This window comes from Beduini massiliensis, assembly GCF_000829905.1.
Taxonomy (GTDB): domain Bacteria; phylum Bacillota_I; class Bacilli_A; order Erysipelotrichales; family Coprobacillaceae; genus Beduini; species Beduini massiliensis.
The window spans coordinates 251,995-270,787 of record NZ_CDPP01000006.1 but is presented as its reverse complement, the minus strand read 5'-3'; the positions used below and the strand labels follow the sequence as shown (position 1 = coordinate 270,787).

Here is an 18,793-nt window from a genome sequence, read left to right as displayed (position 1 = left end):
ACACTGTTAGCGTAGGGAGTGAGAAAAATGCGTATCTTTAAAAAACTCGGACCGGGACGAATCATCTCTTTGGGATTTGCCGCTGTTATTTTGTTGGGGGCTTTTTTATTATGGCTGCCGATCAGTGCGAATGAAGGGGTTCATGTTTCTTTGATCGATGCTTTGTTTACTTCAACGAGTGCGGTCTGTGTCACCGGCTTAATTGCAGTGGATACAGCAGATACATTCAATTTATTCGGACAAATCGTTGTTGCCGCGTTGATTCAGATCGGAGGATTAGGTGTAACCAGTATTGGTGTAGGCTTCATTATTTTAGCCGGTAAAAAGGTAGGCATCAAAAGCCGAATCTTAGTCAGGGAGGCAATGAATTTGGATTCTTTAGGCGGAATCGTGAAGTTAGTAAAAGCAATTCTGCTGATGACGTTGACTTTTGAAAGCATCGGGGCCTTTTTAAGCTTTATTACTTTTTCAAAAGATTATCCATTTATTCAAGCGGTATGGATCAGCATCTTTCATTCCATCGCTGCATTCAATAACTCAGGGTTTGATATATTAGGCGGATTACAAAATTTGATTCCTTATCAAAACAATGTATTATTGAATTTGACTACTTGCGGTCTCATCATCTTTGGCGGATTAGGCTTCTTGGTTATTTTAGATATTATGAAAAAACGTTCATTTAAAAAGCTAACTCTGCATTCAAAAGTGGTTATTGTGACTTCGGTATTCTTATTAATAGTCGGAACGATTGGCATTAAGTGTACCGAAAACATAACTTGGCTGGGGGCTTTCTTTAACTCAACATCTGCCAGAACGGCTGGTTTTAGTACATTTCCATTAGGACAGTTTTCAAATGCGACACTATTTATATTAATTATTTTGATGTTTGTCGGGGCTTCTCCGGGATCTACCGGGGGTGGAATCAAGACGACGACAGCCTATATTTTATTTAAACATGTAGTAAGCATCGCTAAAAATAAAAATTGCAGTACTTTTAAACGTGAAATCAGTCAGGATACGATTACAAAGGCAAATATCATTCTGCTCTTAGGATTATTGGTCGTTGTATTTGTGACGCTCAGTATTACAATCTTACAGCCGGAATTTTCTTTTATCCATATATTGACTGAAGTAACAAGTGCCTTTGGGACAGTGGGATTATCTGCCGGCATTACAACGCATCTACATGTCATCAGTAAATTACTGATCATTCTTACTATGTTTATTGGTCGTTTAGGACCACTGACAATCGCATCACTTTGGTCATTCAATGAAAAATCCGGAGTGCATTATTCAAAAGAGACAATTACTATAGGATAGGTGGAAAAGAGTATGAAACAAACAATTGAATATGGAATCATAGGCTTAGGCCGCTTTGGCATGGCATTAGCTCTGGCACTTGCCAATAATAAAAAAGAAGTTCTCGTGATCGATAATAATGAATCTAAAATAAAAGATATTCGTGATGTTGTGGAAGAAGCTTTGGTCGTTGAGCATTTAACGAAAGAAAGCTTGATTGAAGCGGGGATTCAAAACTGTCAGACAGTGATTGTCTGCATTGGTCAGCAAATTGATAAAAGCATCTTAGTCACATTGAATGTCATTTCGATGGGAGTTCCACGAGTCATCGCCAAAGCCATCAGTGAGGACCAAGGCTTTGTCTTAAAAAAGATCGGAGCAGAAGTGGTTTATCCTGAAAAAGATATGGCATGCCGTTTAGCCAATCGTTTGCTGTATTCGACATTATCGGATTTTATTGAATTGGATGAAAACATCGCTATTTTTGAGGTGATCGTAACAGAAATCTTAATCGGGAAAAAGATTTTGGAAGCATCATTAAGACAGCAGTATCATTTGAATATTATCGCTGTCCGTCATGATCATGAAACAACCGTTGAATTTACACCGGATTACGTTTTTCAAACCGGTGATAAATTATACGTGGTTGGCAAAAAGAGTGATATTAAACGTTTTGAAACTTATTTGGGGTATTGAAAGAAAGTAGGCTGATCGTATCTTCTGCCTATTTTTTTATGGTTGAAAATCATGTAAATTTCGTGTAAGGAATAGACAATATTTATTCAAAAAGTTATACTACTTATAGTGGGAAAACCCGGATTAAAGGAGGATATAGATATGTGGGGTATTATTGCAACATGGCGAATGGCAGTTGAAGGCATTACCAAAGCAAAAGAAGAATTAGAAAGCGGTGGAGATGCCGGAAACGCTATTGAAACAGCTATTCGAGAAGTAGAGGACTTTCCCTATTATAAATCAGTAGGGTATGGCGGACTGCCTAATGAAGAGATGGAAGTAGAATTAGATGCGGCTTTTATGGACGGGAATACATTAAGCATCGGAGCTGTAGCGGCGATTAAAGATTTTGCCAATCCTGTTTCAATCGCAAAACGTTTAGCAAAAGAAAAGGTAAACAATGTCTTAGTAGCCGAGGGAGCAGAAAAGTTTGCTCATAAAGAAGGCTTTGAACGTAAAAATATGTTAACGGATCGCGCGAAGATTCATTATCGTAAACGTGTCAAAGAATTAAGTCAGGAAATCAAACCTTATTCAGGACATGATACAGTTGGAATGGTGTGTTTGGATCAAAGCGGAAAAATGACAGCGGCAACTTCTACCAGCGGACTTTTTATGAAGAAAAAAGGACGTGTCGGCGATTCACCAATTGCCGGATCCGGTTTTTATGCGGATTCTGAAGTTGGCGGAGCGAGTGCTACCGGATTAGGTGAAGATTTGATGAAAGGATGTATTTCTTATGAAATCGTACGCTTAATGAAAGAGGGCATGCATCCGCAATTAGCTTGTGAAACAGCCGTTAACCACTTGCATGCAGAATTGACAAAACGTCGTGGTGAGGCAGGAGATCTTTCTGTGATCGCAATGAATAACCAAGGTGAATGGGGTGTTGCGACCAATATTGAGGGATTCTCATTTGCAGTAGCCACCCAAAAAGAAGCACCGACAGTTTATCTGACTAAAAATGTAGACGGACATTGTATTCATGAAGTTGCCAGTCAGGAATGGCTGGATAATTATATGCGTACCAGAATGGCACCTTTAGAGGAATAATATGAAAAAACAAATATTAAATAAAATCGATCAACTGCAAGAGCGTCTCATTCACGATATCAAAAGAATGGTTCAGATTGACAGTGTCGAACAGCCGGCCAAGATAGATGCCCCTTTTGGTGAGGGAGTAAAAAAAGCATTACTGGAAGCTTTGTCTATCAGTCAGGAACTAGGCTTCGATATTACGAACATGGATCATCAGATCGGTTATGCTTCTTGGGGAAAAAGTGATGACTACTTATGTGCTATCGGACATTTAGATGTAGTACCTGTGGGAACCGGTTGGAAGCATCCGCCCTTTAGTGCTTTTGAAGAAGATGGCTTTATTTACGGACGTGGTGTCTTAGACAACAAAGGACCGATTCTTAGTTGTTTGTATGCGTTGTATGCTTTAAAAGAACTGGGGATTGAAATGGAAAAAGAAGTCCGTATCATCTTTGGCTGTGATGAAGAGACCGGTTTTAAAGATTTAGAATATTATCTTACAAAAGAAAAGCCACCGATAATGGGGTTTACACCGGACTGCAAATATCCTGTTGTTTATGGAGAACGCGGACGTGCCGTTATTCACATTACAGCACCACATAACCAGCATCAGCAGTTCTTTGATTATCTGAATACTTATTTTATGAACGCTAAAAACAATGGTGAAACATTGGGCATAGATTTTAGAGATCAGGAATTTGGCATGTTGGAAATGAGAGGTTATCATTTGGATAGTGATCAACAATATCTTTATTTTGATTTTACTTTAAGCTATCCAGCCGGAGTCACTTTGGAAATTTTGATGGATAAAATCAAAGAAACATGTCCATTTGAATGTGAATGTACAAAACATTACAGACCGGTTCGATTTGAAAAAGACAGTTTTTTAGTCCGTTCATTGCAGAAAGCTTATGAAGAAGTGACCCAAAAAGATGGAACACCGGTCACGACAACCGGCGGAACATATGCGAAACTAATGCCGAATATTGTTCCTTTTGGACCAAGTTTCCCCGGACAAAAAGGCATCGCTCATCTGCCGAATGAGTGGATGAAAGTTGAGGATATCATCACTAATGCAAAAATATATGCATTAAGTTTCTATTATCTAAATGCCAAGAAAGGAAAAGAATAAGATGGAAAAGATCGTTGAGATTTGCTGTGGCAGTTATTATGACGCTAAAATGGCAGCATTGGGCGGAGCAAAAAGAATAGAATTAAACAGTGCATTGCACTTAGGAGGATTAACCCCTTCATTAGCGAGTTTAAAATTAGTGAAAGAAGAGTTTGATCTCAATGTTATCTGTATGGTAAGACCTCGAGGGGCAGGTTTTCATTATAATGATGAAGATTTCAAAGTAATGTTGTCGGACGCTGAATTATTGATGCAGCATCATGCCGATGGCTTGGCATTTGGAATATTAAATGCTCAAGGGGAAGTCGATATTGAACGTAACCGACAGATCATCGCCATTATAAAAAAATATAATGGCACAGCAGTTTTTCACCGTGCGTTTGACTGTGTGAAAGATCCTTTTGCAACGATGGAGACTTTGATTTCTTTAGGTGTTGATCGTGTTTTAACCAGTGGACTTGAAGCAAAAGCAATGGATGGAAAAGAAATGATCAAGCAATTGCAGGAACGTTTTAACGGACGTATTGAAATCTTAGCCGGAAGTGGTATCAACGCTGCAAATGCCAATGAAATGATAGCGTATACTGGTATTCATCAGGTACATAGTTCATGTAAAGATTGGCTGAATGATCCGACCACCACAGCAAACGGAGTTACCTATGCGTATGCTGACGAAGCCCATCATAATGACTATGATGTAGTGTCATTGGAATTAGTAAAGAAGATCGTGGAAACAGTAAACCAATAAAGTATATAAAAATCATCGAACTTATATCGTACCCTCTCTAAAGTTAGACTGACTTTAGGAGGTGACTATTTGATCGATGATTTTTTTATTCAATAACGATATTCTGTGATTTTAAAAAACGTCTTAATTGATATCCCAGAAGCAAACCGATAAAGTTAAAAAGAATATCGAGGATATCAAAAATTCCCAGTGAGAAAATATATTGAATGGTTTCCACTCCAAACAACATACAAATTAAAAGAAAGAGCGTTTTAATATTTAATTTTTTAATGAATACACCCAGCGGAATAAATAAGGAAATATTAATTAAGGCAGCGATGGTATCATAACGCAGATATTCAAGTAATTTAAAGATATTCCATTCATAACCCCGAATGCCGACACTTTTAAAAAATAAGATAAAAATTAAGAGTAAGAAATAGATGAAAAGTGATATGGTGACGAAATGTTTATGTACTTTTTTATTGTATAATTGATAGAAAACAGTCACAAAATAAAGTCCACTTAAAATGAGATAACTGATTATAAACAGGGGAGTATTAGTGAAGCGAATTGTATAAAATGAACGAACCTGACTTAGATAGGAAAAAATAACCTTTCGATAAATCAAATAATTAGGAATAGTAATTAAAATGAAAAGTCCAAATAAGATGAAGAAACGCTTTATTTTCATGATTGGATCCCCTTTAAATACTGGTGAGCTTCGATCAATAAGTGATGTGGATAAAGCAAATTGCCTTCCTTAAAGAGATAGTTGATATAAGTTAGACAAGCATCTTCTAAGGAATGTGAAAGTGCAGCCGTAAGCTCTTTTAAATAGGGTGGTTGACCCGTTTGATCCCAAGCAATCTTATCGGCTAAAAATAAAATCATATCAAGCGGACTTGGCTGTTTATGTAAGGTGGTATGACAGGCAATGGCTGATAAGATCATCGGATCATTGATATGAAAATAATCTTTGGCAATCAAGGCAGATATTTTTTGATGAAGTAAAAAGGGATAGGTATCTTCTGCGGGATCAAGGTCTTGCTGAAGATGTTTCATCAATGCTTTCATATCTTCAGGTTTTATGACAGCACTGATATCATGCAGTAAACCACAAATATAAGCAGATTTTGAATCGACGGAATAGGCGATCGCTAAATCTTGAGCTGCTTTTGCAACCTGTTGAACATGCTGCCATGTTTTTTCTTTGTCGTTTAAACAAAGCAAGTTTTTGCAATCCTCTCTTAAATCGATTCGTTTTGATAAAAGAGTAAGATAAGAATAATGAGTTAAATCAATGTACATCCTAAAAACCTCCGCGTTTATAAATTACTGAATATTTATAAAAAATGATTCATTCTGGATATAATGAAATTCTTTTACAAACAAATAACGAATCTTTATATGACTAATTGTTCGGCCTACTAGGATTTAGCTATTCCATAGCATAAAAATTATTACAAAACACGTTAATATTGGAAAGTATAGAAAAGAATATTTCTTTACACCATTTCTTCCTATCCAATTAGGTTTCTTTTCTAATACAACCATATATATGACATGTCCTAAAAAGCCAAGAGAGGGGACTAATAAAGTAATATACCATTTACTTGAATAAATATCGGTATTCCCATAAAAATTAAAATGTGTAGCTATTTCATTAGGGAGTAAATCCCAAAACATCAATAATATTACAGATGGAATAAAACATAAAACTCCATATTTTATATATTTCATAAAGATCTCCTCAAATTATAATGTATAAAATAATTATAGCATGCTTATAATATATCACAATAAAATATAACTATATAACTTTTATTCATCATCACATACTGTATTGTTTATTTCTGGAAAATCCGATCATTATTAATATAATCATGTTTAAACCTATTCTCAATTTGTGAAATGTCTGATATCTTTTTCTTAGCAATCAGGTGGTGGGAAAATAAAGATGAACTCACCATGGATATCAATCATACAAAAACAAAATAAGAAGGTGAATAATCGAGAATAACCATGAAAGATGTTAAAGGAGTGTGAAAATTCACAACAATTCATACCTCTTTCCTTATATTAGTGCTACAATAAAAATAACTGGAGTATAGTGAATGGGGAGGGGATTAAGATGAAATATTGCCCATACTGTCATAGTAAACTTTATGATAATGATGATTACTGTTTAAACTGCGGACGAATGCTGAAAAAGAAAAAAGCGATGAGTCGATTTGATCATATTGAAACAACATTCAGACCAACAGAATTTGACACAAGGAAAGTGACGCCTAAAGTAAAATTAAATGATTTTAACCATATTGAACACTATAGCGCACAGACATCAGCAGAGAAAATAATGAATAAAATAATGAGCGGTCAAAATTATCGCAGTACTAAAATGACAGATCATGAGATGAGTGAACTTAATAAGATGGCATCGAAACAGAACGCTATTGTCGTGACTGTAGTGGTTGTAGCAGTGATTGTATTATTTTTGGTAAGATTTATATCTGTATTTTTTTAAAAGATCGAAAGATCTTTTCTTTTTGACATATTTTAGTTTCATTTGAAATAAGATTGACTAATAAATAAAAGAATGATATATTTTAATTGCAAGTAAAGTATAAAATAGTTTCAAATGAAAGTGAGGAAATAGAATGGAAGCTTATTTTGGTCATTTAACGAAAAGAATGGAATCGTTTAGAGAAGAAGTATTAAGTCAAAAACCCTATGTAGATGCGACACGTGCCATTTTAGCGACAGAGAGCTATCAGGAGCATGCAGATCAGCCGATAATATTAAAACGTGCTTATATGTTAAAGAATATATTGGAAAATATGAAAATCTTTATTGAGGACGATACACTTATTGTAGGGAATCAGGCATCAAGTAATCGTTCAGCACCGATTTTTCCTGAATATGCTATGGATTGGGTCATCGCCGAATTAGATGAATTTGAAAAAAGAGATGGGGATGTCTTTTATATTACAGAAGAAACTAAGGAACAGTTAAGACAGATCGCTCCGTTTTGGTATCATAATACGACGAAAGATAAAGGGTTGGCGGCAATGCCGAAGGAAAGCCGATTGTTTTATGATCTAGGTATTATTAAGGCAGAAGGAAACATCACTTCCGGTGATGCACATTTAGCCGTGGATTATGGTATGATCATGCAGCATGGATTAAAATATTATGAAGATTATACAAAAGAAATGCTGTCAAAGCTGGATTTAACGGATTTTCGAGTGCTGAAAAAGTATCATTTCTATCAGGCCATCTTGATCGTGATCGAAGCGGTTCGTCGTTTTGCTCAAAGATATCAACAATTAGCTAAACAAAAAGCAATGGAAACAAAGGATGCGAAACGTAAAGAAGAACTAAATAAGATTGCGGAAATGACGGGCAAAGTCCCTTATATGCCTGCTGATAATTTTTATGAAGCCGTTCAATCGATGTGGCTGGTGCATTTAGTGCTGCAGATTGAATCGAATGGGCATTCTTTATCTTATGGCAGAATGGACCAATATTTATTTGCTTACTATCAAAAGGATATCGAAAAAGGTATTTTGACAAGTGAAGAAGCTGTCGAGCTATTGACTAATTTATGGATAAAAACATATACGATTAATAAAATTCGCAGTTGGTCACATACCCAGTTCAGTGCAGGAAGTCCTTTATATCAGAATGTGACGATTGGTGGACAAACGACAGATCATCAAGATGCAGTCAATCCTCTGACTTACTTGATTTTAAAGAGTGTGGCTCAGACAAAGCTGCCACAACCTAACTTAACCGTACGCTATCATGCCGGATTAGATGATCGTTTTATGAAAGAATGTATTGAGATGATTCGATTAGGAACAGGGATGCCGGCATTCAACAATGATGAGATTATTATTAAATCTTTTATCGATCGCGGCATCAGTGAAGAAGATGCTTATAACTACAGTGCTATTGGATGTGTCGAAGTAGCGGTTCCGGGAAAATGGGGCTATCGCTGCACCGGAATGAGTTTTATTAACTTCCCTAAATCATTATTGATTGTGATGAATGATGGGATTGATCCAAAAAGCGGTAAGAAACTGGTGGAAGGATCAGGGCATTTTACAACGATGCAAAGTTATGAAGAACTAGAAGCAGCTTGGGATAAAGTGATTCGAGAGATTACTCGTCATAGTGTTATCATTGAAAATACATGTGACTTAGTGTTAGAAGCGGATGTTCCTGATGTATTATGTTCTGCCTTAACAAAGGATTGTATCGGGCGTGGAAAGACCTTAAAAGAAGGCGGTGCCATTTATGACTTTATCAGTGGTTTGCAAGTCGGTATTGCCAATTTGGCTGATTCATTAGCCGCTATTAAACAATGTGTGTTTGAAAAGAAATGGATAACGCCTGCTCAGCTATGGGAAGCCCTCATGAATGATTTTGCGGGAGAAGAGGGGGCACGCATTCAAAAGATGCTGTTGGCAGCACCAAAATACGGCAATGATGATGACTATGTCGATTTATTAGTCACAAAAGCCTATAAGAGTTATATTGATGAAGTCGTTAAATATCCTAATACACGTTATCAAAGAGGACCTATTGGAGGAACTCGTTATGCCGGAACATCTTCTATTTCTGCCAATGTCGGACAGGGATTAGGAACGATGGCAACACCGGATGGCCGTCATGCTTATACACCATTGGCAGAAGGGTGTTCACCAACACATGCTATGGATATGCATGGACCGACGGCTGTGTTTAAGTCTGTATCCAAATTACCGACAAAAGAGATTACCGGAGGGGTTCTGCTCAATCAAAAAGTGACACCACAGGTTTTGGAAAAAGAAGAGGACAGAGAAAAACTGATTTTCCTTTTAAGAACGTTCTTTAATCGTCTGCATGGATTTCATGTTCAATATAATGTGGTATCTCGTGATACATTGATTGATGCTCAGATTCATCCTGAACAACATCGTGATCTGATTGTACGTGTTGCCGGATACTCAGCGTTCTTCAATGTGTTATCAAAAACGACTCAAGATGATATCATTGCCCGTACGGAACATATACTATAGGAGAGAATGAAAATGGAATATTTATTAGATACTGCTAATTTAGAAGAAATAAAAAAATATCAGGAAATTATCAACATTACGGGTGTTACCAGTAATCCCACCATTTTAAAAAAGGAAGGGAAGATTGATCTGTTTGCTCATCTTCGCAAAATCCGTGAGCTAATCGGAAATGAAAAAACACTGCATGTTCAGGTTGTTTCTGAGGATTGCGAAGGAATGGTACAAGATGCTTTGACTATCTTAGAAAAAGTAGATTCTCTTGTTTATATTAAGATTCCTACTAACGAAGAAGGCTTAAAAGCAATGCGTCAGTTAAAACAAAAAGGGGTGCATATTACCGCTACTGCCATTTATACGATAGCTCAAGGATTCATGGCGATGGAAGCCGGAGCTGATTTTATTGCCCCTTATTATAATCGTATGGAAAATCTTAATATTGATCCAATGGAGGTGATTGAGAGTCTAGCTAAAATGATTGAAAAATATCATTATCCAACAAAAATTCTTGCGGCAAGTTTTAAAAACATGAATCAAGTCAATAATGCTTTTATGAAAGGCGCACAAACCGCTACGATGGATGTCGACGTTATTGCAGCAGCATTAAGCCATCCTTCAATCGATAAAGCCGTTAAAGACTTCAATCAAGATTTTAAATCTGTTTACGGACAAGACGCAAAGCTCCAGAATTTTTAGTTGACAACTAAATTTTAATCGAGTATGATATAAATCATAAAGGGAGTAGCTAGCCAATAGTGTACTTGTTTTCCGTCAATACACGGTGAATTCATCCGGAGCAAGTTTAAATAGCGAGACTTTATTGAAACGTTAAGCGCGTTTTCAATATGGGCTCGCTTTTCGTTTATATACAAATAGGAGGAATATACATTGGAAACTAGCAAAAAGATTTATCAGATGGATAAGCAGGTTTTACTTGATGAACTGCATTGTTCGGCTGATGGGTTAGAAGAATCCCAAGTCAAACAAAATCAGCAGAAGTATGGTTTGAATGAATTAGTTGAAACGAAGAAAAAAAGTATTATTCTCGTCTTTTTAGAACAGTTTAAAGACTTCTTAGTGATTATTTTATTGGTAGCCGCAACGATTTCAGCGATTTTAGGTGATCATGAAAGTGCTATTGTTATTTTTACGGTGGTGGTGATGAATGCCTTATTAGGGACTTATCAGCAGACCAAAGCCGATCAGTCGATTGACAGCTTGAAAAAATTATCTGCCCCATCGGCAAAAGTGATTCGTGAAGGGAAACCGATGATCATTCCGTCAAATGAAGTGACAATCGGGGATATCGTGATGTTGGAAGCCGGTGATTATATCAGTGCGGATGGACGTATCGTTGAAAATGCCAGCTTGAAAATCAACGAAAGTGCTTTGACCGGTGAAAGTGAAAGTGTCGATAAACTAGATACCGTATTTGATAAGGATATGCCATTGGGAGATCAGTTAAATATGGTTTTCTCAGGAAGCTATGTGACTTATGGACGTGGCAATTATGTGGTAACCAATATTGGAATGGATACGGAAGTAGGAAAGATTGCCGCCTTGATCAAACAGACAAAAGAAAAGAAAACACCATTACAGGTCAGTTTAGATCAGTTTGGACAGCGTTTATCGATTATCATATTAATTATTTGTGCCATTATTTTTGGAGTCAGTGCATTAAGAGGAATGCCGATTTTAGATTCCTTTATGTTTGCCGTCGCTCTTGCAGTAGCCGCAATTCCGGAAGCGCTGAGTTCGATCGTTACTATCGTATTATCATTCGGTACTCAAAAAATGGTGAAGGAACACGCCATTGTAAGAAAACTACAGGCAGTGGAAGGATTGGGCAGTGTTTCCATTATCTGTTCGGATAAGACCGGAACTTTAACTCAAAACAAGATGACGGTGCAAAAGTATTTCTTATTCAAAGATGATGAACAGCATTTACGTAAACTGATTTTGGATGGAATTTTATGCAGTGATGCTTTGATTGATGAAGATGGAAAACAAATCGGTGATCCGACTGAGGTCGCATTAATTGATTATGCGATTAAAAATGATTTTTCAAGTGATGATATTCGTCGTGAATACCCTCGTTTATCAGAGATTCCATTCGATTCCGATCGTAAGCTGATGTCAACGACACATCATATCGGCGGACAGGATGTCATGATTACCAAAGGAGCAGTCGATGTTTTATTGACACGTATGGATCTTAGTGAAGAACAAAAAGAACAATTGGTTCAGGTGAATCAAGAGTTCTCCAGTCAAGGACTGCGTGTCTTGGCATTTAGTTATAAAACGATCGACCATCTTGATTTAACTATAGAAGATGAAAAGGATTTGACCTTTGTCGGCTTGATTGCCATGATCGATCCTCCTCGAGAAGAGTCTAAAGAAGCAGTAGCGAAATGTAAAGAAGCAGGAATCAAACCGATCATGATTACAGGCGATCATAAGATTACGGCAGCCGCTATCGCTAAACAGATCGGTATCTTAGACAATATCGATGAAGCGGTGGAAGGTATGGAAATCGATAGTTTGAGTGATGAAGAATTAAAAGAGTTTGTGGAAAATAAATCGGTGTATGCCCGTGTAAGTCCCGAACATAAAATCAGGATTGTGCGTGCATGGCAGGAAAAAGGTCATATCGTATCAATGACCGGAGACGGTGTTAACGATGCTCCGGCTTTAAAACAAGCAGATATCGGTGTCGCTATGGGGATTACCGGAACAGAAGTATCAAAAGATGCGGCAAGTATGGTCTTGACCGATGATAACTTTGCCACTATCGTGAAGTCCATTGAAAACGGACGTAACATCTACGCTAATATCAAACGTTCTATTCAATTCTTACTTAGTGGAAACACAGCCGGGATTATCGTTGTCCTGTTGTCTTCATTGTTGGCTTTACCGGTTCCGTTTGCTCCGGTTCACTTATTGTTTATTAACTTATTAACGGATAGTTTACCGGCGATTGCATTGGGACTGGAACCTGATCAAAAAGATGTGATGAAGGAAAAGCCAAGACCAAAGAGTGAGGGTATTTTGACAAGGGACTTTGTGACCACGATTTTAATTGAAGGAATCGTTATTTCGATAACAACGTTTATTGCATTCTGGGTTGGAATCACTTATTTTGATACATTAACTGCACAGACATTGGCGTTTGCGACCTTATGTCTTTCACGCTTAGTGCATGGGTATAACTGTAAATCACAGCATCCGGTATTATTTACTAGACAATTTATGAATAATAAATATTTATTGGGAGCATTCTTAGTAGGCGTAACATTACTGATGAGTGTCTTATTGCTTCCGGGATTACATGGATTATTCAGTGTAGCGGATATTTCATTTGAATTGTTAGGATTGATCTGGGGATTGGCTTTATCCAATTTATTTGTGATTCAAATCATTAAATGGATAAGAACAAAATTAGGGAGTCGCGGTTAATACTGCGATTCTTTTTTATTGAATATAAAAAAGACCGTTTTAACGGTCTTGGGATTCGTGAATCTGTTTAAAATTATATAAAGCACCAATTAGATTAGAATCGTTATTAAACTGACAGACAGTAACTTCCGGCTTTAAAAACTGTTTGGTATTTTCATAGATAGCAGTGACATAGCGATTGATACCTTCGATGACCGCAGGCTGTTCGCTGATGCCACCACCGATACAAATAATATCGGGATCAAACACATATTGTAAGTTATAGCATTGAACCGCAATATTAAAATAGAAATCTTCCAATACTTCTGTCGCAATCGGATTATTTTCTTTAGCTAAGCTAAAGAGTTTTTCACCGCTTAAAGTTCCCGGTTCCATGTCTAATAGACGTTCAGCTTTTTTAAGGGTGCCTAAAGTTGAAGAATCGTGACCAAAATATTTAAGCTTTACACTTTTACGATCGGCATCCATGATAAAATAACTGGCTTCACCGGCAACGAGATGATTACCACGGTGAATTTTCTTGTCTTTGATGATTGCTCCGGCTACCCCGGTACCAAATGCCAGTACACAACAGTTATCGACGTCTTTAGCTGCCCCGATCCAAGCTTCTGCTAATCCGGCACATTTCCCATCGTTTTCCGCTGAGACAGGCAGTCCGTCACAGCGTTTTGACAATTCATCGACTATATGAACCTGATCCAAACAAGTAACAGCACCACCGCCATAGACGATTCCTTTATCAATATCGACTAACCCGGGACAACTGATGGCAATCCCTTTAATATCTTTTTGTTGTTGATAGACTGTTACCAAACTGTTTAAGAAGGCTTCTAAATCATGATTGATTGTAGGAGTTTTTCCTTTATTAAAGATTTCTCCTTGATCATTCATCAATCCATATTTTACAAATGTTCCGCCAATATCAAATACTAAATACATAAATCTCTCTCCTATTAAATTAAATTTGAAACATTAAAATCAATGTCATTTTTCCCATTACGTTTTGCACGATATAAATGGGTATCTACTCGATGTAAGAAGTCTTCAAGTGTTTCATTCAGCTGAATTTCACCGACTCCCATCGAAAAAGTAATGTGTGTCAAAATCTCATTTTCACAAAAAGGATGCTGGGAAAAGGCATCTTTTATCATGAATGCGACATCTGCCGCCTCCTTGATCGTCGTACTCGGTAAAATAACTAAAAACTCATCACCGCCGATACGACAAATATTTAATTCATTTTTATAAGTCTCTTTGATCGTTAAGAGGATCTTGCCAATATACTTAATTACCAGATCGCCGATCATATGCCCAAATTCATCATTTACTTGTTTAAAGTTATCGCTGTCTAAAAGAATAATGGAAAAGGGAATATATTCCTTGATAAACTGCTGATACAAATAACGATAGCGACGCTTAGCATAACGGGCATTTTTAAGCTTGCTTAATGCATCTTCATTGACCTTTTCATTCAGCTTATCAATCTGCTGTGCCATTTCCTGTTCTTTTTGCCGTTCTTCTTGAATAATCTGAAGGTCCATGCTGATATCCTCGGAAATCCCAAATGTCCCGCAGATGTGATGCTGATGGTCATAGAGAGGATATTTATGCGTACGGACAACGCGTTCAATTCCATCTCGGATACCTTCGTATTCTAAGATATCAATAGCTTTACCGGTAGCGATAATTTCCTGTTCATCACGATACGCTAATTTAGCGTGTTCGGGGCAATGCGTAAACAGTTCATAATCTGTCATACCGATCACTTCATCACGACTTCTTAAATTAAACTTACTGACAAATGCATCATTCACATACAAAAAGCGACTTTCTAAGTCTTTGAAATAGAATACCCGATGTTCTTCCTGATTTACTATTTCTTTTACTAATTGATACGTATTAATTTGTTTTTCTTCCAGAAAGTAGTCAAAATTATCTTTATGATTCACTCTTTTTTCACTCTCTTTTCATATTTTGAAAATGCTTTCAGCACCATCATACTATAAAAGGTTAGAAAATAAAAGAGAAAAAAAGAGAAGATGGGAAACCATCTTCTAAGAATTATGTAAAACGATCTTATTCAATGCTTTGGTTTCTTTTACATCGATGACACGCTGATTGGAACTGCCGCGCCAATGAAGCTGATGATCAAGCAGTCCAATCACAAATCTGCCATCTACTAATACATCAATGAGAGGCATAAAATCTAAATCTTCAATTTCTTCATATAAGAATCCGGTATAACACCAAATCGTCTTATTGGGAAATTTCTCTTTTATTTCTTCAATTAACTTTCCGACTTCTTCACGATTTTGCGGATGTAAAGGATCACCGCCGCTTAACGTAATACCGGAAATATAATCACGTTCGAGGATGTCAAATAATTCAGTCTTTGCTTTTTCATCAAAAACCAAGCCATCATTGATATCCCAAGTAATGGGGTTTTGACACTGCTCACAGGCATGGGTACACCCGGAAATCCAAAGTACGACACGCAGTCCGTCCCCATTCAACATGTCATCTTTAGTAATATCATGATAACGCATTACATTGATTTCCTTTCTTTGATTTCTGCCATCTTGGCATCATTTAAACGAGTATCGCCTTTTACTCTTGAATAAGACAGATAGCCATTCATACGTTCGATCTTTGTCAGATTAGTGCTTCCGCAGATCGGACATACATCCATGTTTAATTCTTCATGACCACAGTCATCACAATAAGAAAGAGATAAATTAACGCCTTCATAGAATCCTTTTTTCATTGCTCGTTTCAGCAATGTTTTAAATGCATCAATATTATAATCAATTGGATACTTCACATACTGAATCTTTCCACCATTGCACAGATCCCAGAAACGTCCTTCACTGTCTTGTTTTTCGATTGGCGTAATATCTTCAGAGACATGGCAATGGAAAGAATTGCTGACATATTCACGATCAGATACATTTTCGATCACACCATATTTTTTACGGAACTGCTGAATCTGCAAGCCACATAAACTTTCTGCCGGAGTCCCGTAAATCGCATACAGAATACCATCTTCTTTTTTAAATTCATTTACTTTTTTATTGATATAGTCAAGGACTTCCAACGCAAAACTTCCATCTTCATAAAGCGATTTTTTATGATGCAGCTGTTCCAATTCATTTAAGGCTGTAATTCCAAATGAAGCGGTTGAAGATTTAAGCAATGGTTTGATCTTATCATTTAATTTCAAATTACCGCCATAGAATCCACCTTCACAGTAAGCAAGCGGGTTAACAGAAGCTTTCATCTCTCCTAAATAGTCATATGTACGAATGTGTAGCTCACGGATCAAGTTCAGATAGTAATCCAATACTTCGTAGAAATCACGTGACTCTTGTTTTGCTTTGGCATAGATCATCGGTAAATGCAGACTGACTGCTCCGATGTTGAAACGTCCGACAAAAACAGGTTCATCGGTTTCATCCGCAGGCTCCATTCCCCCTTTTTCATACCATGGCGATAAGAAAGCACGACATCCCATTGGTGAAACAATCTTTCCGTATTTTTTATACATGCTTGCCACATAACCGTCACCGCTTAAACTTAACCAGTCAGGATACATGGTTTTACTTGAACAAAGCACTCCGGCTTCAAATAAGTCTTCTAGTGGTTTTCCTTCACCATGCAGTTCTTCATCATATAAGAAAACGATCTTAGGGAATAATACCGGTTTTTTGCTTCCTTCTTTTCCTTGACCGATGCGGCGGACTTCCAACATTTTAATAGATGCCATTTTCGCAAAGCGCCCGGTTCCGGTACCTGTTGTTACAGTGATGAACGGGTAGTCTCCACGTGACGAAGACACAGAGTTGAATTTATATTCCCATCCTTGGAATCCTTGTCTGAATTCTCTTTCGATATCTTTTAAAGCAGCTTCTTCTGCTTTTTCTTGTCCTAGTCCTAAGTTGGTATATTTTCTTTTTAAGATTTCATACTGTTTTTTGGCATAAGGTTCTAATAATAAATCGACACTTGGCACTGTAAATCCACCATATTGCTGACTGGCAGCCGAAAGAATGATATCCCCGATAACATCAAATGCAACATCTAATGTTTTAGGTTCGTTATACCAAAGGTTCCCCATTTCAAATCCACCTTTTAAAACGTTTTGAACGTCAAAAAGACAGCAGTTCATCGTATCACGGCGAGCTGACATATCATGGATATAAATATAACCATCACGGCAGGCTTGCAGTTCTTCCGTCGTTAAAAAGAATTTTTGATATAATTCTTTATTTAATTGATTAAAAATTAAACTGCGCTTTGTAGAAACCAAGGCACTGTCTGTATTACTGTTTTCTTTATCCCCAATATACATAATCGATTGTGACTTTTTATAGACTTCATCCAACATTTGTACGAAATCTTGTTTATAGTTACGATAATCACGATAGCTTTTCGCTACTTTTGGATTTGTTGCTTCCAATGCTTCTTCAACGATATTATGCATTTGGGCAATATAGATTTCCGGATGTGTTAATTCACTGACACGTTTTTCTACGATTTCACAGATTTTTTGAATATCCTCATCTGTGAATGTGACTAATGTACGGTATGCTGATTTATTGACTGCAATCACTACTTTTTGGATATTAAATACTTCTTTCGTATTATCCTTTTTGATAACTCTAATTTCCTCTAATTTCATTTTCCCACTCCTTATATATGATTCATTATAAAATAAAATCTTTTTGATTACTAAAGATGTGCTTAGGATTCTCCATAGCGTAAAATATGCGGCTTTGGATATTTGATGCCAAAGGTTTCAACTGTGACCTTTTCCATTATTTCAGGAACCAGAGGTTCATTGATATCCACATTTGGATTATCTTCAGGAATTATTTTTTTAGTGGGTACTTGTATGATCCGTTCCACTTCACTATAACCACTGATCACTTTGCCAAAGGCAGTAAATTTTTTGTTTAGGCGTTCCTGACAGTCATCGCCGATGACGATAAAAAAATCACAGCCTGAAGCGATGCTGCTGCCATCTCCGCCCATTCCGACAACCCCTTTTTCAAAAGCAATCGGATTAGGATGCCCATTTTCCTCAAATTCTCCCTCGATGATATATTCACATTTAGGATCATGATTAAATCCGTTATATGTAAACTGCAATACAAAATCATAGGCAATTCTTTGAATTGGGCGATGATCAAGCAAGCCTTGCTGAATGAGGGTGATCATGCTGTTGACGGTATTGGGAGCGATATCCGGATACAGTTCAATTTTAATTTGTTTTTGATTATTTAAAGTGATACACATGATGGGATTCATAAAAATACCTCCTTCGCCAAATTATACTATGTCTTT

17 protein-coding genes are annotated in these 18,793 nt (G+C 37.0%); 9 read left to right on the top strand and 8 right to left on the bottom strand.

What is annotated here, in order from left to right; translation table 11 throughout:
* The first annotated feature begins 27 nt into the window (after positions 1-27).
* The 5 genes from BN1225_RS11395 to BN1225_RS11375 all read left to right on the top strand — a co-directional run bounded on the left by BN1225_RS11395 (position 28) and on the right by BN1225_RS11375 (position 4,952).
* The gene (locus tag BN1225_RS11395; RefSeq protein WP_041139946.1) at positions 28-1,320 is read left to right on the top strand and encodes a TrkH family potassium uptake protein; all 1,293 of its coding nucleotides are present in this window, start codon (positions 28-30) and stop codon (positions 1,318-1,320) included.
* A 12-nt stretch (positions 1,321-1,332) separates the two neighbouring features.
* Positions 1,333-1,995, top strand: coding sequence for a potassium channel family protein (locus tag BN1225_RS11390; protein WP_041139945.1), 663 nt, complete (start codon positions 1,333-1,335; stop codon positions 1,993-1,995).
* A 141-nt stretch (positions 1,996-2,136) separates the two neighbouring features.
* A complete protein-coding gene (locus tag BN1225_RS11385) occupies positions 2,137-3,087 on the top strand; it encodes a glycosylasparaginase (protein WP_041139944.1) in 951 nt (316 codons plus the stop codon).
* 1 nt (position 3,088) lies between these two features.
* Positions 3,089-4,204, top strand: coding sequence for a Sapep family Mn(2+)-dependent dipeptidase (locus tag BN1225_RS11380; RefSeq protein ID WP_041139943.1), 1,116 nt, complete (start codon positions 3,089-3,091; stop codon positions 4,202-4,204).
* A 1-nt stretch (position 4,205) separates the two neighbouring features.
* Positions 4,206-4,952 carry a copper homeostasis protein CutC gene (locus BN1225_RS11375; protein WP_041139942.1) on the top strand — a complete coding sequence of 249 codons (747 nt, stop codon included), beginning with the start codon at positions 4,206-4,208 and terminating at the stop codon, positions 4,950-4,952.
* Positions 4,953-5,037: 85 nt separating this feature from the next.
* Here BN1225_RS11375 and BN1225_RS11370 read toward each other — a convergent pair whose 3' ends face one another.
* The 3 genes from BN1225_RS11370 to BN1225_RS11360 all read right to left on the bottom strand — a co-directional run bounded on the left by BN1225_RS11370 (position 5,038) and on the right by BN1225_RS11360 (position 6,674).
* Complete coding sequence (locus BN1225_RS11370) at positions 5,038-5,625, bottom strand: VanZ family protein (RefSeq protein ID WP_052466596.1); 588 nt, start codon at positions 5,623-5,625, stop codon at positions 5,038-5,040.
* Positions 5,622-6,242: a bis(5'-nucleosyl)-tetraphosphatase (symmetrical) YqeK gene (gene yqeK / locus BN1225_RS11365; RefSeq protein ID WP_074434823.1), complete on the bottom strand. Its 621-nt coding sequence runs from the start codon at positions 6,240-6,242 to the stop codon at positions 5,622-5,624. The genes BN1225_RS11370 and yqeK overlap by 4 nt, the downstream gene beginning before the upstream one ends.
* A gap of 126 nt (positions 6,243-6,368) precedes the next feature.
* Positions 6,369-6,674 carry a DUF1648 domain-containing protein gene (locus BN1225_RS11360; protein WP_041139941.1) on the bottom strand — a complete coding sequence of 102 codons (306 nt, stop codon included), beginning with the start codon at positions 6,672-6,674 and terminating at the stop codon, positions 6,369-6,371.
* 391 nt (positions 6,675-7,065) lie between these two features.
* Between BN1225_RS11360 and BN1225_RS11355 the strand changes: the two genes are divergently transcribed.
* The 4 genes from BN1225_RS11355 (at position 7,066) to BN1225_RS11340 (ending at position 13,450) form a co-directional block, all read left to right on the top strand.
* Positions 7,066-7,458 carry a zinc-ribbon domain-containing protein gene (locus BN1225_RS11355; protein ID WP_041139940.1) on the top strand — a complete coding sequence of 131 codons (393 nt, stop codon included), beginning with the start codon at positions 7,066-7,068 and terminating at the stop codon, positions 7,456-7,458.
* Positions 7,459-7,591: 133 nt separating this feature from the next.
* Positions 7,592-9,997: a glycyl radical protein gene (locus BN1225_RS11350; protein WP_041139939.1), complete on the top strand. Its 2,406-nt coding sequence runs from the start codon at positions 7,592-7,594 to the stop codon at positions 9,995-9,997.
* Between the two features lie 12 nt (positions 9,998-10,009).
* Positions 10,010-10,690: a fructose-6-phosphate aldolase gene (locus BN1225_RS11345; protein WP_041139938.1), complete on the top strand. Its 681-nt coding sequence runs from the start codon at positions 10,010-10,012 to the stop codon at positions 10,688-10,690.
* A 219-nt stretch (positions 10,691-10,909) separates the two neighbouring features.
* Positions 10,910-13,450, top strand: coding sequence for a cation-translocating P-type ATPase (locus BN1225_RS11340; protein WP_041140396.1), 2,541 nt, complete (start codon positions 10,910-10,912; stop codon positions 13,448-13,450).
* A 39-nt stretch (positions 13,451-13,489) separates the two neighbouring features.
* On the opposite strand, the gene BN1225_RS11335 is transcribed toward BN1225_RS11340, so the two are convergent.
* The 5 genes from BN1225_RS11335 to BN1225_RS11315 all read right to left on the bottom strand — a co-directional run bounded on the left by BN1225_RS11335 (position 13,490) and on the right by BN1225_RS11315 (position 18,757).
* Positions 13,490-14,389 carry an ROK family protein gene (locus BN1225_RS11335; protein ID WP_041139937.1) on the bottom strand — a complete coding sequence of 300 codons (900 nt, stop codon included), beginning with the start codon at positions 14,387-14,389 and terminating at the stop codon, positions 13,490-13,492.
* A 14-nt stretch (positions 14,390-14,403) separates the two neighbouring features.
* Positions 14,404-15,399, bottom strand: coding sequence for a sensor domain-containing diguanylate cyclase (locus BN1225_RS11330; RefSeq protein WP_041139936.1), 996 nt, complete (start codon positions 15,397-15,399; stop codon positions 14,404-14,406).
* Positions 15,400-15,504: 105 nt separating this feature from the next.
* Complete coding sequence (gene nrdG, locus BN1225_RS11325) at positions 15,505-15,996, bottom strand: anaerobic ribonucleoside-triphosphate reductase activating protein (protein WP_041139935.1); 492 nt, start codon at positions 15,994-15,996, stop codon at positions 15,505-15,507.
* Positions 15,996-18,128, bottom strand: a complete 2,133-nt coding sequence (gene nrdD, locus BN1225_RS11320; protein ID WP_041139934.1) for an anaerobic ribonucleoside-triphosphate reductase — start codon at positions 18,126-18,128, stop codon at positions 15,996-15,998. The genes nrdG and nrdD overlap by 1 nt, the downstream gene beginning before the upstream one ends.
* Positions 18,129-18,190: 62 nt before the next feature.
* Complete coding sequence (locus BN1225_RS11315) at positions 18,191-18,757, bottom strand: peptidylprolyl isomerase (protein ID WP_041139933.1); 567 nt, start codon at positions 18,755-18,757, stop codon at positions 18,191-18,193.
* Between the last annotated feature and the right edge of the window lie 36 nt (positions 18,758-18,793).

Excerpts from the sequence above, each read along its gene's own strand:
- BN1225_RS11360 (WP_041139941.1), bottom strand. The coding sequence starts at position 6,674 with ATGAAATATATAAAATATGGAGTTTTATGTTTTATTCCATCTGTAATA.
- BN1225_RS11315 (WP_041139933.1), bottom strand. The coding sequence starts at position 18,757 with ATGAATCCCATCATGTGTATCACTTTAAATAATCAAAAACAAATTAAA.
- BN1225_RS11380 (WP_041139943.1), top strand. The coding sequence starts at position 3,089 with ATGAAAAAACAAATATTAAATAAAATCGATCAACTGCAAGAGCGTCTC.
- BN1225_RS11385 (WP_041139944.1), top strand. The coding sequence starts at position 2,137 with ATGTGGGGTATTATTGCAACATGGCGAATGGCAGTTGAAGGCATTACC.
- BN1225_RS11335 (WP_041139937.1), bottom strand. The coding sequence starts at position 14,389 with ATGTATTTAGTATTTGATATTGGCGGAACATTTGTAAAATATGGATTG.
- BN1225_RS11340 (WP_041140396.1), top strand. The coding sequence starts at position 10,910 with ATGGATAAGCAGGTTTTACTTGATGAACTGCATTGTTCGGCTGATGGG.
- BN1225_RS11395 (WP_041139946.1), top strand. The coding sequence starts at position 28 with ATGCGTATCTTTAAAAAACTCGGACCGGGACGAATCATCTCTTTGGGA.
- BN1225_RS11350 (WP_041139939.1), top strand. The coding sequence starts at position 7,592 with ATGGAAGCTTATTTTGGTCATTTAACGAAAAGAATGGAATCGTTTAGA.
- BN1225_RS11390 (WP_041139945.1), top strand. The coding sequence starts at position 1,333 with ATGAAACAAACAATTGAATATGGAATCATAGGCTTAGGCCGCTTTGGC.
- BN1225_RS11345 (WP_041139938.1), top strand. The coding sequence starts at position 10,010 with ATGGAATATTTATTAGATACTGCTAATTTAGAAGAAATAAAAAAATAT.
- BN1225_RS11355 (WP_041139940.1), top strand. The coding sequence starts at position 7,066 with ATGAAATATTGCCCATACTGTCATAGTAAACTTTATGATAATGATGAT.
- nrdG (WP_041139935.1), bottom strand. The coding sequence starts at position 15,996 with ATGCGTTATCATGATATTACTAAAGATGACATGTTGAATGGGGACGGA.
- nrdD (WP_041139934.1), bottom strand. The coding sequence starts at position 18,128 with ATGAAATTAGAGGAAATTAGAGTTATCAAAAAGGATAATACGAAAGAA.
- BN1225_RS11375 (WP_041139942.1), top strand. The coding sequence starts at position 4,206 with ATGGAAAAGATCGTTGAGATTTGCTGTGGCAGTTATTATGACGCTAAA.
- yqeK (WP_074434823.1), bottom strand. The coding sequence starts at position 6,242 with ATGTACATTGATTTAACTCATTATTCTTATCTTACTCTTTTATCAAAA.
- BN1225_RS11370 (WP_052466596.1), bottom strand. The coding sequence starts at position 5,625 with ATGAAAATAAAGCGTTTCTTCATCTTATTTGGACTTTTCATTTTAATT.